This is a genomic window from Chitinophaga sp. S165, from assembly GCF_003182155.1.
Taxonomy (GTDB): Bacteria; Bacteroidota; Bacteroidia; order Chitinophagales; family Chitinophagaceae; genus Chitinophaga.
This window is the reverse complement of the sequence record NZ_QGTG01000004.1, coordinates 404350-422718: the sequence shown is the minus strand read 5'-3', so window position 1 is coordinate 422718 and position 18369 is coordinate 404350. Positions and strand designations below refer to the sequence as shown.

At 44.7% G+C, this 18369-nt stretch carries 9 protein-coding genes; 7 read left to right on the top strand and 2 right to left on the bottom strand.

Going from position 1 to position 18369, the window contains the following annotated elements; all coding sequences use genetic code 11:
- Positions 1 to 34: 34 nt before the first annotated feature.
- Both C7475_RS18965 and C7475_RS18960 read right to left on the bottom strand, forming a co-directional pair.
- Positions 35 to 3337 carry a SusC/RagA family TonB-linked outer membrane protein gene (locus tag C7475_RS18965; RefSeq protein ID WP_110054955.1) on the bottom strand — a complete coding sequence of 1101 codons (3303 nt, stop codon included), beginning with the start codon at positions 3335 to 3337 and terminating at the stop codon, positions 35 to 37.
- Between the two features lie 728 nt (positions 3338 to 4065).
- Positions 4066 to 5124, bottom strand: coding sequence for a LacI family DNA-binding transcriptional regulator (locus C7475_RS18960; protein WP_110054954.1), 1059 nt, complete (start codon positions 5122 to 5124; stop codon positions 4066 to 4068).
- 257 nt (positions 5125 to 5381) lie between these two features.
- On the opposite strand from C7475_RS18960, the gene C7475_RS18955 reads away from it, so the two are divergent.
- The 7 genes from C7475_RS18955 to C7475_RS18925 all read left to right on the top strand — a co-directional run bounded on the left by C7475_RS18955 (position 5382) and on the right by C7475_RS18925 (position 18360).
- Positions 5382 to 6257 (top strand): AraC family transcriptional regulator, encoded by an 876-nt coding sequence (locus C7475_RS18955; protein ID WP_110054953.1) that lies wholly within the window; start codon positions 5382 to 5384, stop codon positions 6255 to 6257.
- 227 nt (positions 6258 to 6484) lie between these two features.
- A complete protein-coding gene (locus C7475_RS18950; protein ID WP_110054952.1) occupies positions 6485 to 7084 on the top strand; it encodes an RNA polymerase sigma factor in 600 nt (199 codons plus the stop codon).
- A gap of 63 nt (positions 7085 to 7147) precedes the next feature.
- Positions 7148 to 8152, top strand: a complete 1005-nt coding sequence (locus tag C7475_RS18945) for a FecR family protein (protein WP_146217592.1) — start codon at positions 7148 to 7150, stop codon at positions 8150 to 8152.
- 81 nt (positions 8153 to 8233) lie between these two features.
- A complete protein-coding gene (locus tag C7475_RS18940; protein WP_110054950.1) occupies positions 8234 to 11701 on the top strand; it encodes a SusC/RagA family TonB-linked outer membrane protein in 3468 nt (1155 codons plus the stop codon).
- Between the two features lie 13 nt (positions 11702 to 11714).
- The gene (locus C7475_RS18935; RefSeq protein ID WP_110054949.1) at positions 11715 to 13304 is read left to right on the top strand and encodes a SusD/RagB family nutrient-binding outer membrane lipoprotein; all 1590 of its coding nucleotides are present in this window, start codon (positions 11715 to 11717) and stop codon (positions 13302 to 13304) included.
- 338 nt (positions 13305 to 13642) lie between these two features.
- Positions 13643 to 16762 carry a SusC/RagA family TonB-linked outer membrane protein gene (locus C7475_RS18930; RefSeq protein ID WP_158286547.1) on the top strand — a complete coding sequence of 1040 codons (3120 nt, stop codon included), beginning with the start codon at positions 13643 to 13645 and terminating at the stop codon, positions 16760 to 16762.
- A gap of 11 nt (positions 16763 to 16773) precedes the next feature.
- Complete coding sequence (locus C7475_RS18925; RefSeq protein WP_110054947.1) at positions 16774 to 18360, top strand: SusD/RagB family nutrient-binding outer membrane lipoprotein; 1587 nt, start codon at positions 16774 to 16776, stop codon at positions 18358 to 18360.
- Positions 18361 to 18369 lie beyond the last annotated feature (9 nt).

Genomic DNA, 18369 nt, shown 5'->3' with positions numbered 1-18369 from the left:
TTCTTTTTTCTTCTTGAATTATATGTCTCTTTTATTAGAAGGAAGCCTGCAGGTTGAAGCCCATGCTCCTTACGAAAGGAATACCGCCATAATCAGCTGCTGAAGCGGAAGAGTTGTTGTACAAACCTTCAGGGTTCAGACCAGCCGGCAGGCTGTTATAGATATAAAAGAGGTTTCTTCCCACCAGGTTCACACGCAGGTTGCTCAGTTTCAGTTTTGAATAAACAGAAGACGGAACGGTGTAACCTACAGTTACTTCACGCAGTGCTACCCATGAGTTTGTGAAGATGGCGTTCTCACGGATACCCTGTCCCCATGAACCGAGGCGATAGTAATAATCCCATGCATGTTTAGGTCTTACCAGCCCCTGATCGTATGCTTCCTTGTAGCTCATACCACTCGCATCTACCGGCGTACCACCGGCTATAGGTGTGAGGGTTACTCCTTTTGCGAATACGCCATCAGGAATGATACCATCGTTATATGAATCACCCAGTCCATCTGTCCATGCAAGACCACCACTTTCAGCATCACGACCTGACAAAGTATTTTTCAGTGTACCATCTGCATAAGCATAGTTGTAAGTAGCAGAAGAATATTTACCACCTACTTTCGCATCCACCAGTACATTCAGATTAAAGTTCTTGTACCTGAAACCGTTGGTCCAGGAAGACAGGAATTTAGGCTGGATAGTTCCAATATCGATATAACCAAGACCTGCATCACTTGAACGCAAATAACGGCCTGCAGAGTTCAGCACTTTTTTGCCATTAGCGGAAGGCTTGGCAGGATCATCGTAGTATGTATACGCATACTTGGTCTGCATAACACCATATTCAGCACCTTTACGGGCAATTACGAGTACGTCAGAACCTTGTGAGTAACCATTAGGCAGTTCCATTGCATTTACGCCTTCAGCAATCTCTTTTACGAGGTTCTTGTTACGGGTAAATGATATGGTGGAGTTCCAGTCAAAGTTCTTTGACTTAACAGGAACAGTATTTATCAATACTTCAATACCAGTGTTCTGTACGTTACCTGCATTGATCAAACGGCTGGTCACACCACTTTCCTGTGGCATATTGATAGGCACGATCTGATTGAAGGTATTCTTTCTGTAAGCCGCGATATCAAAACCCAGTCTGTTATCCAGGAAACGGATATCAGCACCTATTTCAAAGTTGCGGGTATACTCATTTTTCAGGTCGTTATTACCAAGTGTGTTACCGTCAAATCCGTAACGTGGAGTAGTTCCACCACCAACACCGATGTAGTTACCGATGAAAGAGTAAGTACCGATACCTGTTTTGTATGCTTCAGTACCACCACCGGTACCTGCATAAGAAGCTCTTAACTTACCGAAAGTGAAGAACGCAGGCAGGTGGAAAGTTTCAGAGAACAACCAGGAAAGGCTTGCTGATGGGTAGAAGTAGTTGCTTACACCATGACCATCAGAATACATCAGGGTAGAGTTCCAGTCATTTCTTCCTGTCAGGTCAAGATATAACTGATCTTTGAACGCGAAGTTTGCAAAAGCATAGATAGCGTCTGTTCTAACACCCTTGATGATCCTAGCTGTAGCCAGCGGGTCCTGCACTGAGTTACTGATATAGAACTGACCCGGTGCTTTAAGACCCCCACGTGTTTCGGCTTTGTTGTATTTGCCATAACCCCATCTGTAAGTCTCACCACCAACTGACAGGTCCATTTCGAGATCGCTGGCCAGTTTACGGTGACCATGCAATATTGCCTGTAATCTGCGCTGGTTAGCTGTAGTAGAGGTCAGGTTATAATAACCGCCGTTGAAGTTTTCGTTACCTCCGAGTTCTTTACGTTCGTACTGTTGTACGTTCGCCTGCATATCACCATTCAGCGACAGGTTTAACCAACTGAGGATATCTATTTTCAGGTTTAAACGACCCTGGAAGTTATCTTCATCCTGCCTGGTGTTATAGTTATTCAGGTAGAAGAAAGTAGATGCCATTGTATAAGGGTCATTCTGCAGAATACCTCCTTTAGGATCTACATACCTGTCTTTCCAGTATTTGGTATTGTAGTTACGGGACATTTTGTAAACGGCACTGAACACGAGGTTTTCGTTACCACCGTTGATAGCCGGATTTTCTACATTGGTCTTACCGTAGTTAGCGGTGATGTCCGCAGAAACTTTAGAAGACAGTTTATGCGTTGCGCGCAGGTTGAAGTTATTACGCTTGAAATTATTGTTTGGCGCAATACCATTTGTGTAGTTGTTAGAGTAAGACAAACGGAAGGTCGTCTTTTCATTACCACCGTCAATAGCTACGTTAGTATTGTAGTATTTACCTGTGCGGTAAAGGTCCAGCAGGTTATTGGGCTGTGGCGAATAGTTGATCCAGTTGCCCTGCCAGTCTTTCACGCGCTGGCCCAGCATCTTAGGACCGTAGCTCAGACCTGCCCAGTTGTTTTCATCAATATATGGGTCGCCATTGTTGTCAACAGGAAAATCTCCTGCCACATTACCAACACCATAAACATTCTGGAAGTCGATCGATTTGTAAGCCTTATCATACATCTGTGCATGCGTCAGCGTTACACCCAATCCTTTCCTTGCAAAACCTTTCTTGGTAGTGATAATGATCACACCATTCTGGCCACGGGAGCCATACAGCGCGGTTGCAGCACCACCTTTCAGAACGGATACACTTTCGAAATCATCCGGGTTCAGGTTCTTCATCATATTACCGAAGTCCTGTGAGTTACCCCACTGATCACCACCGGTAATAGCGTTCTCAATGAACACACCATCCACCACAAATAGCGGCTGGTTGTTCAGGCTGAGTGAGTTATTACCTCTGATCAGGATACGTGCGCTGGACTGTGGTCCGCCACCACCTAAGGAGATGTTCACACCGGCTACTTTACCTTGCAGGGCATTCACCGGGTTTACCTGTCCGGAAAGGGCTACATCTTCACCCTTTATTTCTGTCATGGAATAACCCAATGCCTTGGTAGATCTCTGAATGTTCAAAGCGGTTACGACTACTTCCTGTAATCCTTTCTGGTCTTCTTCCAGAGAGATATTCAGGCTGCCGCTGTTACTGACAGCAGCTTCCTTTTTAATATAACCTATAAATGAAAACACGAGCGTGCCGGAAGGACTGACATTGATTTTGTAGCCACCATTCAAGTCTGTTACACCGCCATTGGTAGTTCCTTTTTCGGAAACACTGACACCCGGAATCGGGTAGCCCTTCGGATCTTTAACAACGCCGGTTACTGTTACTTTCTGTTGTGCCCACGCAAGCTGGAAGCACAATACAGAAAGAACCGCAAATAATAAAAGCGATCTCTTCATTGTTTATTCTTTTTGGTTGAAATACTAGTGGTATTAGGTATAAAGTTTAGCTATGATCATCGTGAGCCTGGTTAACAGGCATAGTTTCCCCCTTTGCCATCTTAATGGCATTAAAAAACGTTTAGTCATTACCGAAAATCTCAGTATTTATGCCATCACGGGCATAGGTATGCTGCTTTGAAATACATTAGTGTGTAAAGTCAAATCATGTGGTTGATATTAAATGTGGAAAAAAGTTACGTTTACAACAAGTCCTTTCACAGGAAAATCGCGAGTATAATGCGACACCTATGAAACATAAATGTTTATCCTTTTCTGCTCAGAAAATTATCTTGAAAATCCTGCTTCTCTCTTTCGCTGTCTGTCGATTTAAAAAATTGGTTGATATTCCTTTCCTATACCTCTGCTAAATCTTCAATCTGCTGCTTTTTTAAAATGCTTGATTTAACGTATTGTTCACTTATGCTTAAGGCTATAGATATTAAACGTTTTAGCCTATTATTTTAAAAAAAGAAATGCTCTGTTTTACTTTTCTATTGTTCCCCTATAACTGTGAATTATTATCAATTCAAACTTAGATAAAGTTTTACTCAAACACAAATTATTTTTGCAATTATTTAACAATCTCAACGCTTATCAAACGTCGTTCGCGGAATTATAACATATTCGTTGTACTACTGACTACAAAGGGTTTACGTGGGTTAATAGTATTTTTCTCCAGTTAATTTTTATGCGTTCACATGAGACATGTGCTGCATGGATGATTCCCTTTTGCGTAGTTCAAGTGAGAGGACTACTTGTTGAGGAGTAGTGGAACTATGTTCAAGTTCTGCTATCAGCAAATGAATAAGTCTGCGTCCGATCTCTTCCACAGGTTGGGCCACACAGGTGATAGAAGGGCTGTGCAGGCGGAAGATATCATGATCGTCAAAGCTGACCATACCTATATCAGTACCGATGTGAAGACCGATTGCGCGAATGCTTTCTATACCGCAGATTCCAAGATAGTTGGTTGCAAAGAACAACGCATCGAGGTCTTTATTAGCCTGCAGGTATTGGGTGATCTCCTGGATGAACCCTGCCCTGTCAAGATCGAACGGGAGGCGTTTGATAACGTTCTTTCCTGCCGGCAGACCGTGTTTCTTCAATGCATCTACAAAACCCTCCAGACGTTGCTGCATTTGTATCTGTGAGGAAGTCGTAGTGATGATGCCGATCTTCTTGTAGCCTTGTTCCACCAGGTGACTGACGGCCACATAGGCTCCCTGGAAGTTATCTACCACTACGTAATGTGAATCTGCGATATTTGGAAAATAGCGGTCCATCAGCACGACAGGCTTCTGAAGGGAGACGATCTCCTTATCAAGATTAAGTGTTGGTGTGATAATATATCCGTCTACCTGGCGGTAGCGCAGTACTTCCAGCAACCCTTTAGCTTTTTCTTCATTGTCTTCGGTACTTCCGAAAAGCACTTTATAACCAAATTTATCTGCTTCATCCTCTACAACTTTGGCTACATTGGCAAAAAAACTGTTCGCTATATCTTCTACTATTAATCCGATCGTCTTTGTTTTACCGGTGCGTAAACCTCTTGCAAGCTGGTTAGGCTTATATTTCAGCTTTCCGGCAATCTTCAGGATCCTTTTGCTGACCTGTTCGCTGATCCTTTTTTCCTTTCCTTTACCATTTAATACAAAAGAAACTGTTGTAGGAGAAACACCTGCCTCTTGGGCAATATCTTTAATGGATATTCCTTTCACGAAATTCAGATTTGGTTTGATATTCATCAGAAAATTAGAACCTTAACAGCACACCGCCAAATATAATAATATTCTCTTTCTGTTTTTCCCGCATGATTATTACGAATAAATGATGTTTTTTTAACCAAAATTTTCTAATTTGGCATTTTATAAGAAAAAGTTCTGTCAGGGGGATTTGCAATATTTGCTGTATCAGCATGCAGCAGGGGTCATAACCAGGATAGTTTACGCACACTGTTCGAGAGTCATCACACAGGTCAAGGGAAGTTTTAAACTATAATTACATGAAACCCATTCTTATTAAAGTGGGGGCGTTTGCCGACAATCAGATCACCATAATAGAGCGATGTGATCCTTATTTCAATACACCTTTTCACTTTCATCCGGAATGTGAGCTTGTATTCGTAATGGAAAGCAATGGAAAGAGAATCGTAGGGGACAGCATCGAGAGTTTTGATGTTGGCGACATGGTTTTTCTGGGGCCACATATTCCCCACGTATGGTATAATGACGAAAGCTACCATAAAAATAACGAACAGTTAAAAGCACGGTCTGTGGTGATCTATTTTCCGAAAGATATTTTTGGAGATAAATTTTACGGACTACCGGAAACGAAATCGTTGACAGATCTCTTCCACAGGGCACAACGCGGGATGAAGATACTGGGTCCGACCTATGATATCCTGAAAGAGCAGATATTAACCCTGCCAAAAAAAGAAGGACTGGAAAGGATCATTTCATTGTTAAGCATCCTTAAAGTACTGGCAGAGACGAAAGATGTGCAATACCTGGCCAGTACAGGATATTCACATGCATTCAATGCAAAGGATAACCACAAGATCGATGAGGTGTTCAAATATGTGATGGGCAACTTCTCTAAAGAGATCTCATTGCAGGATGTAGCGAGTATCACCAATCTTTCACCACAGTCTTTCTGCCGCTTTTTTAAGAACCGTACCAAGAAATCATTTGTGCAGTTCCTGAATGAAGTACGTATTGGCCATGCCTGCAAACGACTGACAGAAGAAGATTGGTCCATTGCCGAAATTGCCTATTCCTGCGGGTTTAAAAATCTATCCAACTTCAATCGCTTTTTCAAAGAGATCGTCGGTAAAACTCCTAAGGAGTATAAGAACGAATTAAGGCTGAAAGAAGCGTGATAAATACATTTATAAGCAGACTATATCCTTACTACTAAAATCAGCAGGACTATATCCTGATCATCAGCCAAGTAGTAACATCGGTTGCGAACATGCAGTGTAAATTGTTTGGTAATTGGTCAAAATGTATTAATTTCCTTTCGGCTGACAACTAAAGATGCCACTATAAATGGAATTATTCACTGATAATAAACCATTTATCAACCAAACTCTATTTGCTGTAATCCATGTATAGTAATTACACTGACCAAGAATTACTATCGCTGCTGCAAGAAGACAGTATAAATGCTTTTAACGTTATTTATGAGCGTTACAGTCATCCTTTATACCTCTACATTCTCAGCAAGATAGACGGTGCTGATGCCGGTAAGGATGTCCTGCAGGACCTCTTCACCTCACTGTGGGAAAGAAGGCAGTCTATCAGTGTAAATGAATCGCTTAAATCTTACCTGTACCAGTCTGCCAGACATAAGATCATAGACATTTACCGTAAGAATACCACCTACCGGAAATATCTGCAACAGCTGATAGAGCACTTTGACGTGCAACCGGGTGGTATTGCCGAGCTGGTAGACAGCCGGACCAGGACACAGGATGTTTTTGAGACCATCAATCACCTGCCTGAGAGAATGAAGGAAATCTTCATGTTAAGCCGCGTTGAGCATCAGACAGTTGAGCAGATCGCCCTTAGACTGGGACTATCACAACAAACAGTTAAAAACCAGATAACAAAAGCCCTTAAGATATTACGCGCTAACCATGCCAGGACGGACATTGTGCTGTTCCTGCTCACCACACAGGCCATGTACTCATTTTTTGCCAACTAATGGTACCTGTCCCTTACTGGTACGACATAGCTTTATCATTGGGACATTTCAAATTTGCAAGCAGTGGAGCAAGATAAGATAAGGAAAATACTCGAGCGTTATAACGAAGGCCAATGCACCCCGGAAGAAGCAGCAGTAATTGAAGAGTGGTTTAATAGCATTGGCGATCAATATACATCGCCTAAAAGTGAGCAGGAGGTTCAGGCGGACCTCGGCACAGTACAACGTGCGCTCATGAAACAGATACAACCGGCCCCCAGACGCTTTATGCGTTCCTGGTATTATGCGGCCGCCGCCATTACCGTATTGGTAGCCGCCGGCGCCTGGTTCTTCCAGCAAAGGCAGCAACCTGCTACGCCTGTCACACCAGGACAGCAGCCCATTGCCGGTAATCAGGCACAAAGCACCCGTGTCATTGCCGACGGTTTTATTACTGTCAATACGCCTAAAGGTATCCAGGAGCAGATTGCTCTGGAAGACGGTAGCAAAATTGTACTGAATGCCGCCAGTAAGGTTCGCTACGCAGAACATTTTACGGGCAAACAACGGGATATATTCCTGGAAGAAGGAGAAGCCTGGTTTGATGCCGCTCCTGGAGCTGAAAACGTCTTTACCGTCCACGCAGGCAACGTTACCACCGTGGCACTAGGTACTACTTTTAATGTGCGCGCCTACACGCATGAACAGCAAATCACAGTTGCGCTGCTTAGCGGTAAAGTAAAAGTTACCACCGCATCGCAACCATTTGTTATATTGCAGCCGAGCGAGCAGGCCAGCTATGACCTCCGCTCCCTGCAACTTGTGAAGACCAATTTTGATGCCGACGAAGTTACCGGCTGGCAGAAAGGTTACCTTATTTTCAAAGATGCATCCTATGAGCAAGTACGTATCGGTATCGAAAACAGGTACGGCGTAACTATCATTAATGAAAGCAATAAGAGCGACTGGACCTATACCGGAAATTTCAGACAGGAGACCCTGGCAAACGTTATTGAAACCATATGCCTGACAGAATCACTTTCCTACACCATCGGAAAGGACACCGTAATACTGAAGAACAAAGAATAATGCTGGTAGATCTATTGGCCCCGACAGGGCGAACACTTTTTCATTGAAGCTGCTTTTGAACGTACATCTAAATGAGGCTATATGAGGGGAAAATCATACTTCTGTAAAGTATGTATTATTGCCGGCTTCCTGTTAATGCCTTCATTGACCGGTAGCTCTCCTGTGCATGCCCAACAACAGCTGTCTCCCTGCAATCAGTGTATCACTATCAGTGCCAGTAATGCAAATCTTTCTGATATCATGGCGGAAATAGCCTTACAGAGCCGCCTGAATTTCCACTATGATAAAGGAGCCTTTGATATCAGTAAGAAGTTCTCTTTACATTGTAAAGATCTCCCTGTAAAGGAAGTACTTGACAAACTCTCCGTCCGTACCGGACTTTCTTTTCTCATAAAAGACGACAAGATCATTGTATGGGCCACTAAGACAGAAGAGGCAAACGGAAAGATGTATGCAGCCGGTGCTGACGTTCGCCTTCAGTTAACAGGACGTGTGCAGGACACCCGTGGGCGCCCGTTACCTGGCGCCACCATCCTTGTAAAAGGCTCTCACAAAGGTGTGCATACTGACGATGAAGGTTACTACAGTATCAAAGTCGTCCCCGATGAAATTCTCGTCTTCCGGTCAGTGGGTTTTCTGAATAAAGAGATCGTTCCCGGAGAACAACCTACGCTGGATGTAACATTGATTGAAAGCGTATGCGGATTAAGTGAACAGATAGTAACCGCACTAGGCATCCCCAAGAGTAACAAAGAACTCCCCTATTCTACCGGCCACGTTTTCAATGAAGATATTTCCACCATCAAAGACGCTAACGTGATCAACAGCCTGGCCGGCAAAGTAGCTGGAGTGATGATCAACAGAAGCGCTTCAGGCATAGGCGGCTCTGCCAGAGTAATACTGCGCGGTAATAAATCCACACGTGAAAATCAACCACTGTATATCATTGATGGTGTGCCTATGGCTAACTTCACGCCTTCACAACCGACAGACATCTGGGGTCAATCATCCGGTATAGTCGGTACCGGAGGCCGCGATGGCGGTGATGGTATTTCAAATATCAATCCTGACGACATTGAAAATTTCAGCGTACTGAAAAGTGCCTCTGCTGCAGCTTTGTATGGCAGCCAGGCAGCCAACGGCGTGATCATGATCACAACAAAAAGGGGGAATGCCGGCAAGGGACGTATCAATGTTTCGTCTGATCTGATGGTAGATGCTCCTCTCCTGTTGCCAAAACTGCAATTTCGCTACGGACAAACCATCCGGCCTTACAAAGACGACAAGGATAAGCTGCAGCCGGGTTCCTCAGACAGCTGGGGCAGTAAGATACAGACGCCCGACCATACCAGGGATTTCTTCCGGACCGGCCTGACTTCTACCAATGGCCTGTCTTACAGCGGTGGTACAGAGAATAAACAATACTATCTTTCCTATGCCAATACAATGAGCCGGGGCATTATGCCCGCCAATCATTTTCAGCGGCATACCTTTAATACCCGCATCACCGGCAATATGCTGAAGAAGAAATTGCAGGCGGACCTCAATCTTTCTTATGTCATACAGGACGTGTTGAACCGCCCCTCTTCCGGGCTGTATTATAATCCGCTGACAGGGCTGTATAATATGCCAAGGGGATTGGATTTCAACACTTACAAGCAATTTGAGTATGCTGATCCTACCCGTAACCTTCCTCTTCAAAACTGGTGGAACATCCGCAAAGATCTGGACTGGACAGGAATGGACGATCAGCAAAATCCTTACTGGATACAATACAGGGACCAGCGCAGGGAAGTCAGGTACAGGGGCATGGCCTCTCTCTCTCTGAAATACAAACTGGCCAGCTGGTTATGGTTGCAGGCGAGAGGTAATTTCGATAAAAGTTATGACCGATATGCGATGTCTGCACATGCAGGCACCCAACAGGTGTTAAGTCCGCCGAATGGCAGATACACACGCGAAACCGAATCGAACACCCAGTTATATGCCGACATGATGCTGACCGGTACCCGGCAGCTGTCATCACATTTAAAGCTGCAGGCTATGCTGGGCGTCAGCATCACCGATGTGAAGTCGCATGACAAAACATTGATCAGTACTAACCCCACCGCAGCGGAAGGGCTGATAGTACCGAATGTTTTCACTGTGAATAATATTGCCGGTAATGCGCTGGACATTCAGCAAACCATTGACAAGAAACAATTACAGGCATTCTTCGGTAGCGCACAGCTTAACTGGAAACAACGTGTGTTCCTTGATCTGACAGGGCGTAATGACTGGTCCAGTACCTTTGCCTTCACTCCTATCAAAAGTAAAGGATATTTCTATTACTCCGCCGGTGTTAGTACTGTGCTAAGTGAGTGGTTCAATATGCCTGCAGCTATCAGCTTTGCAAAGGTGCGTGCGTCGTATGCAAAGGCGGGAAATGATATTGCACCTTATTCTTCCCGGCCAGCACGCTTCCTTGTGATGACCACAGCGGGCGTCCCCCGTGTTAATTTCAATACCCGTGCACCTTATCCGGGCATCTATCTGAAACCGGAAGATAACCGCTCACTTGAAGTAGGCGCCGAACTTCGTATCCTGAAAGACCGTGTTGGCATTGACGTGACCTGGTATAAGAACAATAACTATCAGCAATACATGGAAGTACGCGCGCCTTCCGGCTCCGGATTCCTGTTTTATTACCTGAACCTGGGCAATATTGAGAACAAAGGATGGGAAGCGACGCTGAACATTGTGCCGGTACAACAAACGCAGTGGAGATGGAACACCAATTTCAACCTGACCATCAATAATAATAAAGTAGTAAAACTCAGTAACAGCAGCATACCAGGTGCAGGTCCCGATAACTATTATATTCTCACTGACTTCCTGACCAACATGTACGGGTCCTTTATTAAGGAAGGAGGTTCATGGGGCGATATTTATACCAACAAGGAATTATACAGGAATGAAAAAGGACAGCTCGTTATTGACGATCAGGGTAATCTGAAGACCCGCAATGTATTGAAAAAAGTAGGCAATCCGAATCCACGTTTTATGTTAGGCTGGAATAACTCTCTCACCTACAAAAGCTTCGCACTAAATTTCCTGATAGATGGCCGGTTCGGTGGCAAGGTGATGAGTGTGACCAACTCTGTGCTGGACAGCTATGGCGTCAGTGAGGCCAGTGCTAAAGCCAGGGATGCAGGCGGCGTGACAATCAATGCAGTATATGAAAATGGCGTTCCGCTTACCAGTCCATACGACGAACGCAGGTTTTTTGCCACTATCGGCAGCAGGGCCGGCATCGGTGAAATGTATATGTACGATGCCACAAATATCAGACTTAGAGAGATATCACTTACATACAAATTACCGTTAAAGAGCAAATGGATCAACATGATGCAGGTAGGCCTGATCGGCAGGAACCTCTGCTTTTTCAAACTAGATGCTCCATTTGATCCTGAAGTATCCATGAGCAGCGGTAATGGCTTACAGGGAATAGACGCATTTGGCTTATCAGCTTTAAGAAGCATAGGCGCTAATATTAAACTCGTCTTGTAAAAAGAGCTTATGAATGAATAAGGGAAGATCTATAATTAACGTAATCATAGTTCTGCTATCCGGGCTGACGCTTCCGGTTGCCTGTACGCGCAATTTTGAAAGCATCAATACCAACCCCTACGACCTGTATGATGATGACATACAGGGCAATTTTAAGCTGATCGGCGATCCGCTGGTACAATCCATGCTCAGTGTTTATGTCAGCAATGACGTATCTATTACGCAGCTGCAACAAAACCTGATGGGAGATGTCTTTTCCGGATATATGATGTCACCCAGTCCTTTCCAGGATAACCGTAATAATATTACGTATGACCTCCTGGATAACTGGAACGACGATGCCTGGCTAACGGCATATGGGAACGTTATGCCCAACTGCAAATTCGTTATGGATAAATGCAGGGGGAAATATCCTGATTTTTATGCCTGGGCGCAGATCATAAGAGTACTGGCAATGCATAGGGTAAGTGATATCTACGGTCCCATCATCTATACACGTTATGCGATCATTGATGATGACAGAAGTATAGATTACGATTCACAAGAGGCAGCCTATGATGCTTTCTTCAAAGATCTTGACTCAGCCATCACCACCCTGAATAAATACGTACCGACCTCCTCTTCCAACCGGTTTAAGAACTTTGATCTCTCCTATAGCGGCGATTACATCAAATGGATCAAACTGGCCAATACCTTACGGCTACGACTGGCTTTACGTATATCTGAAGTGTCACCTTCCAGGGCAAAAAAAGAAGGTGAGGCTGCTTTAAACCAGGAATATGGGGTACTTAATAATCCCGACGATAACTTTACTATCAATATTGCTCCGCTTACGCACCCGCTGAATGTGATCTGTAATTCCTGGAACGATATCAGGATGGGTGCTTCTATGGAATCTATTCTCTGTGGTTATCATGATCCGCGCATTTCCCGGTACTTTGTACCGTCAGATATGCGGGACTCTCTTTATCGTGGTATCAGGAATGGTATTGCTATCACGAGTAAGGATGCGTATACCGGTTGTTCAAAACTGGCCTTACAACCGTCCAGGATACAGTTATGCACTGCAGCCGAGGCATGGTTCCTGAAAGCGGAAGCAGCACTTTACTCATGGAAGGGCGCCGGTGACGCAAAAGACAATTATGAAAAAGGCATTTATACTTCCTTTAAACAATACGATCTGACGCCGTTCTATAGTAATTATATAAATGATGATTCGCTAACTCCGAAACCCTATAGCGACCCACAGAACCCCATGAACAATATTTCATCCGGCAGTCCTTATTTAAGCAAGCGGACCATCAAATGGGTGCACAATGCACCTGTTCATGAAAAGTTGGAACGGATTATCACACAGAAATGGATCGCTATGTTCCCCGACGGACAGGAAGCCTGGTCTGAGTTCCGGCGCACAGGTTACCCTAAACTTTTTCCTGTAGTAGTTAACAACAGCGGCGGCAAAATTCCTTCTTCAACATTCATCCGCCGCATTCCCTTTATTCAATTCGAATATGCTACCAATCCTGTCGGTGTACAGAGAGCGATACACACACTAAAAGGAGAAGATAATGGAGGCACAAGATTATGGTGGGACAAGCCATAATTTTTTTTTCACGGTACATGGTACTATTTTATTTTCCACACGACACCTTTTTATGCGCTAATAGTGCTTGTTGAGACACATAGGGACAAGACGGCGTATCACGTTTGAACATGTAAGTATTAATATCAACTAAAACAAATCGCAACATTTTCACTGTGCGTGGAAAACGCACCGGTATGCATTGTTATGCCGTTTATCAACCAAAAGGGAATAAATATCACGTCAGACATAGTATAGATGGCTTCTGCAAAAGAACGCAATGGATGCAATCTGCACCCAGCTGCCCTTGCTATGTCACCATGGGTTTAAACTATTCTAATCATCCAAAAGGAGTATCTATGACAAGTAAACTACGCTTTAACAAAGCATGCATTACTGCAGGAGTAATGCTCGGTCTTATGCTTGCCGACGGCACGCAAATGGCCTTCGCAGCTCCTACGCCTTTCTCCAGTATGAGGCAGCAGAAGCAGATCAGGGGTGTCGTTAGGGACAAGACCGGCAACCCGATCCCTGGTGTTAATGTATTGATCAAAAACAGCAATGTAGGCACCGCTACCGGTCAAGATGGCAAGTTTGTAATCTCTGTTAAATCCCCTTCAGACATTCTGGTATTCAGATTTATTGGTTTCCTCACTCAGGAAGTAGCAGCAGGAGATCAGACATCCATCGATGTAACCCTTCAGGACGATGTTGCCAATATCAATGAAGTAGTAGTAACTGCATTGGGCATACGTAAAGAAGCGCGCAGCAATGGTTATGCTGTATCAAAAGTAAATGGTGCAGATATGACCAAAGCCAGGGAGATCAGCGTAGCCAATGCCCTGGAAGGCCGTGTAGCAGGGGTAAACAGTGCTCCCCCCTCCACAGGTCCGGGCGGTTCTTCCCGTGTAACGATCAGGGGTAACTCTTCCCTGAGTGGCGCCAATCAGCCCTTGTATGTTGTGAATGGCATTCCCATGAACAACGCTAACCTGGGTTCTGCCGGCAAGTGGGGTGGTACCGATCTTGGCGACGGTATCTCCAGCATCAACCCGGATGATATTGAAGATATGACTATCCTTAAAGGAGCTGCTGCTTCTGCCTTGTATGGTCAGCGTGGTGTGAATGGCGTTATCCTCATCACCACCAAAGCTGGTAAGGCAGGACAAATGCAGGTAGAATTAAACAGCAACGTCACTATTGACAAAGTAAATGACTTCCTGGACTTCCAGGATGTATATGGACAGGGTATCAAAGGCGCAAAGCCAACGAACGTAGCATCTGCACTTAACAGCGGTTTATCAAGCTGGGGCAGCAAACTGGATGGCTCTTCTACCATCATGTTCGATGGTATGTCCCGCCCTTATTCCAAACAAGGTAACCACATCAAAGACTTCTACAAAACAGGATCTACTTTCAGTAACACGCTGTCAGTAGCAGGCGGAAGTGACAAAACAACTTACCGTATTGCACTTGGAGATCTGCGAAGCAACGGTGTATATCCTAATACAGAATACATCCGCGACAACGTAAACATCGATCTCAATTATAAATTATCAGATAAATTCAGCGGGCAGACAAACGTTATCTATGCGAAGGAAATCACAAACAACCGTTCTAATCTGAGTGATGCTCCCGGTAATGGTAATTATGGTATAGCCTTCCTGCCTGCCAACGTAGCGGCATCTTACCTGGCGCCAGGTTATGATGAGCAGATGAACGAAACTGTGTACAGCAGTGATCTGTTCAGTACCAACCCATACTTCGCAGCTTACCGTTTCATGAACAACACAAAGAAAGACCGTGTACTAGGCGTGACCAGCCTGCGTTATACGCCTGTACCATGGTTGTTCGTCCAGGCACGCATAGCGAACGACTACTTTGGTTTCAATGCTACTTCTATTACGCCAACCGGTACGGCTTATCGCCCGAAAGGCAGCCTGGACCTGGAACGTAACCGCCAATTCAATGAAACGAACATAGATGCGTTACTGGGTATCAATAAAGCGCTCACCAGCAAATTAAACCTGAGTTTCACTGCCGGTGGTAACCTGCTGAAGAAGACTGACAGGATAAACGATGTGACTGCATCCAATTTCGCCTTCCCATTCGTTTACAATCCTTCAACAGCAGCTACCAAAAACAGTACTATCGTACAGTTTAATAAAGAAGTGCAGTCTGTATATGGTTCATTAGAGCTGTCCTGGAACAGTACCTTATACCTGACAGTGACTGACCGTAATGACTGGAGCAGCACGCTGCCTAAAAAGAATAACTCCTATAATTATCCTTCTGTCAGCGGTTCATATGTATTCTCTGAGAATATCAAAAACAACTGGCTGAGCTTTGGTAAGATAAGGGCTGGTTTCGCGCAGGTAGGAGGCGATGCGGAAGAATACAAAACAGCCCTCTACTACAGCACCCTGGGTAACAGTCTCAATGGTGTACCACTTGGCGATATCGACAATAAGATCCCTAACAGCGAACTGAAACCTTTGAAAGTAACAGAACTGGAAATCGGTGCTGAACTTAAACTGTTAAATAATCGCTTATTCGGTGACTTCAGCTGGTATAACAAACAGGCTTCCAATGACATTGTAACAGCTTCAGTATCTGCAGGATCAGGTTATACTGCAGCATTGGTGAATGTAGGTAAACTGGAGAACAAAGGTATAGAACTGATGATAGGCGGCACGCCTGTGAAGTCGGCCAACTTTGCATGGACCACCACTTTCAATTTTGCTCATAACAAAAACAAAGTGATCGCGCTGGCTGAAGGACAAAACTCCATGCTGGTTGAAGGCGGAGAGTCACGTACTGAAGATGGTTTCATCAATCACGTAGTGGGACTGCCTTACTCACAGATCATGACGTACGACTTCAAACGCAATGCGAAGGGGGAACTGATCGTTGATGCATCCGGCGTACCACAGCGTACTGACGCGCTGATTGCACAAGGTAGCGGTGTAGCACCTTATACCGGCGGATGGAGCAATGACATTTCCTACGGAAGATTCCACCTGAATTTCCTGATCGACTTCAAGGCAGGCGGTAAGATCTACTCAGGTACCAATGCCAATGCTTATAGCTATGGTTTGCATAAAGAAACACTGCCAGGGCGTGAAGGCGGTGTAGTTGTAACCGGTGTTACAGAAACAGGTGAAACAAAAACCACCACTGTTACTCCTGATGATTACTACAACAGGCTTGCTACCGTTTCATCATTACATGTATACAAATCTGATTTCATTAAGTTCCGCTCTCTGAGTCTGACATACGACTTCACAAAAAAGGCGCTGAACAACAGGTTGAATGGTATCAGTGTATCTCTTGTTGGACGTAACCTTTTCTACTTCAAGAAATCAACGCCCAACATCGATCCTGAATCAAACTACAGCAACAGTAATGCACAGGGGCTGGAGTATGCGGGTTTGCCTACCACACGGTCTTTCGGTGTCAATCTGAATGTTAAATTCTAAAAACTGGTATCATGAAATCTTTGCATAAAATATTACTCGTATTATGCCTGCCAGCTTTACTACTGACACCGGCATGTACAAAAGACTTTGAAGATCTGAACACTGACAAGAACAAATCCAATGAAGAAAGTGTCGTGCCGGAATATAATCTCTCCCGCGCTATACTTGAATTCACCGGTAACAGTGACTACAGTTACGATACATGGCGCGTGAACATTATCTACTGTTCGATGATGATGCAACAATTATCAAACGCAACATGGTATGCCGGCGATAAATACCTGCAGAATGACGGATGGGCAAGTGCTTATTTTGAACGTGCTTTTCCAGATCAGGTTAAGTATATCACGGATGTAATAAGGGTGACCAAAGACAAGGCTCACTTGTCTAACCAGTATAACATTGCCCGTATCTCCAAGGTGCTGATCTTCCATCGCCTGACAGACATTTATGGGGACATTCCATATTCTGATGCAGGTAAGGGTTACAGTGACCGGAACTTTACACCGAAATATGACGCGCAGCAGGCTATCTATATGGATATGCTGAAAGAACTGGACGAAGCTGCACAAGCACTGGATGCTACCAAAGAGGTGTATGGCCAGGGAGACTTGATCTATAACAAAGGAGGTTCAGCTAATGCGACCCAGGTAGTGGCCAGCTGGAAGAAACTGGCTTATTCACTGATGCTTCGTTTAGGTATGCGCCTTTCAAAAAGAGAGGAAGAAACTGCCAAAACATGGGTTGAAAAAGCATATGCCGGAGGTTTGATCGCATCTAACGAAGACAACGCCTACATCGTACATGATGCATCTGGTGGCAGGACTACGGTGAACAGGGTTAGCAATATCCTTTCCGGTGAGTGGAACGCTATTAATACCAAAGGTGAGGCCAGCATCAGCAAAACATTCATGGACTTCCTGAAAAACAACAATGACCCGCGCCTGAAATACATCGCTGTGGTGCCTGCAAGCAACAGTGAAGTTCCTTCTGATCAACTGGGCATGCCTAATGGTTATGACACGAACGGAGACGCCAGTCCAACAGATATCAGCAAAGCACCCGGATATCCCGGCGATCTGAATAAATATTCTGTTCTGAATAAAAACGTATTACTGAAGCTCAACGGTCCTAGTTTCCTGGTGACTTATGCGCAGGTGGAACTCCTGCTGGCAGAAGCAGCCAAAAGAGGCTGGAGCGTTGGTGCTAATGCCGCCACTCACTATAATAATGGCGTGAAAGCTGCAATGGAACAACTCGCACAATACAGCGCTACTGCAACTATCAGTGGCGCTGACGTGCAAGCTTACCTGACAGCTCACCCATACGTAGATGCTGACGGTTACAACCAGATCAACACACAATATTGGGCAGCCTGCGTGCTGGACTGGTATGAATCATGGGCAAACTGGCGCAGAAGCGGATATCCTCAGCTGACACCAGTGAACTATGTAGGAAATGCCACCGGTGGAAAGATACCGCGTAGAATGCTGTATCCTTCTTCAGAGCTTGCCTCTAACCCTACTCATTACCAGGAAGCCATTACAAGACAAGGTACTAACGCTTTGACCACCCCGGTGTGGTGGGATAAGCAATAACAATTCTCG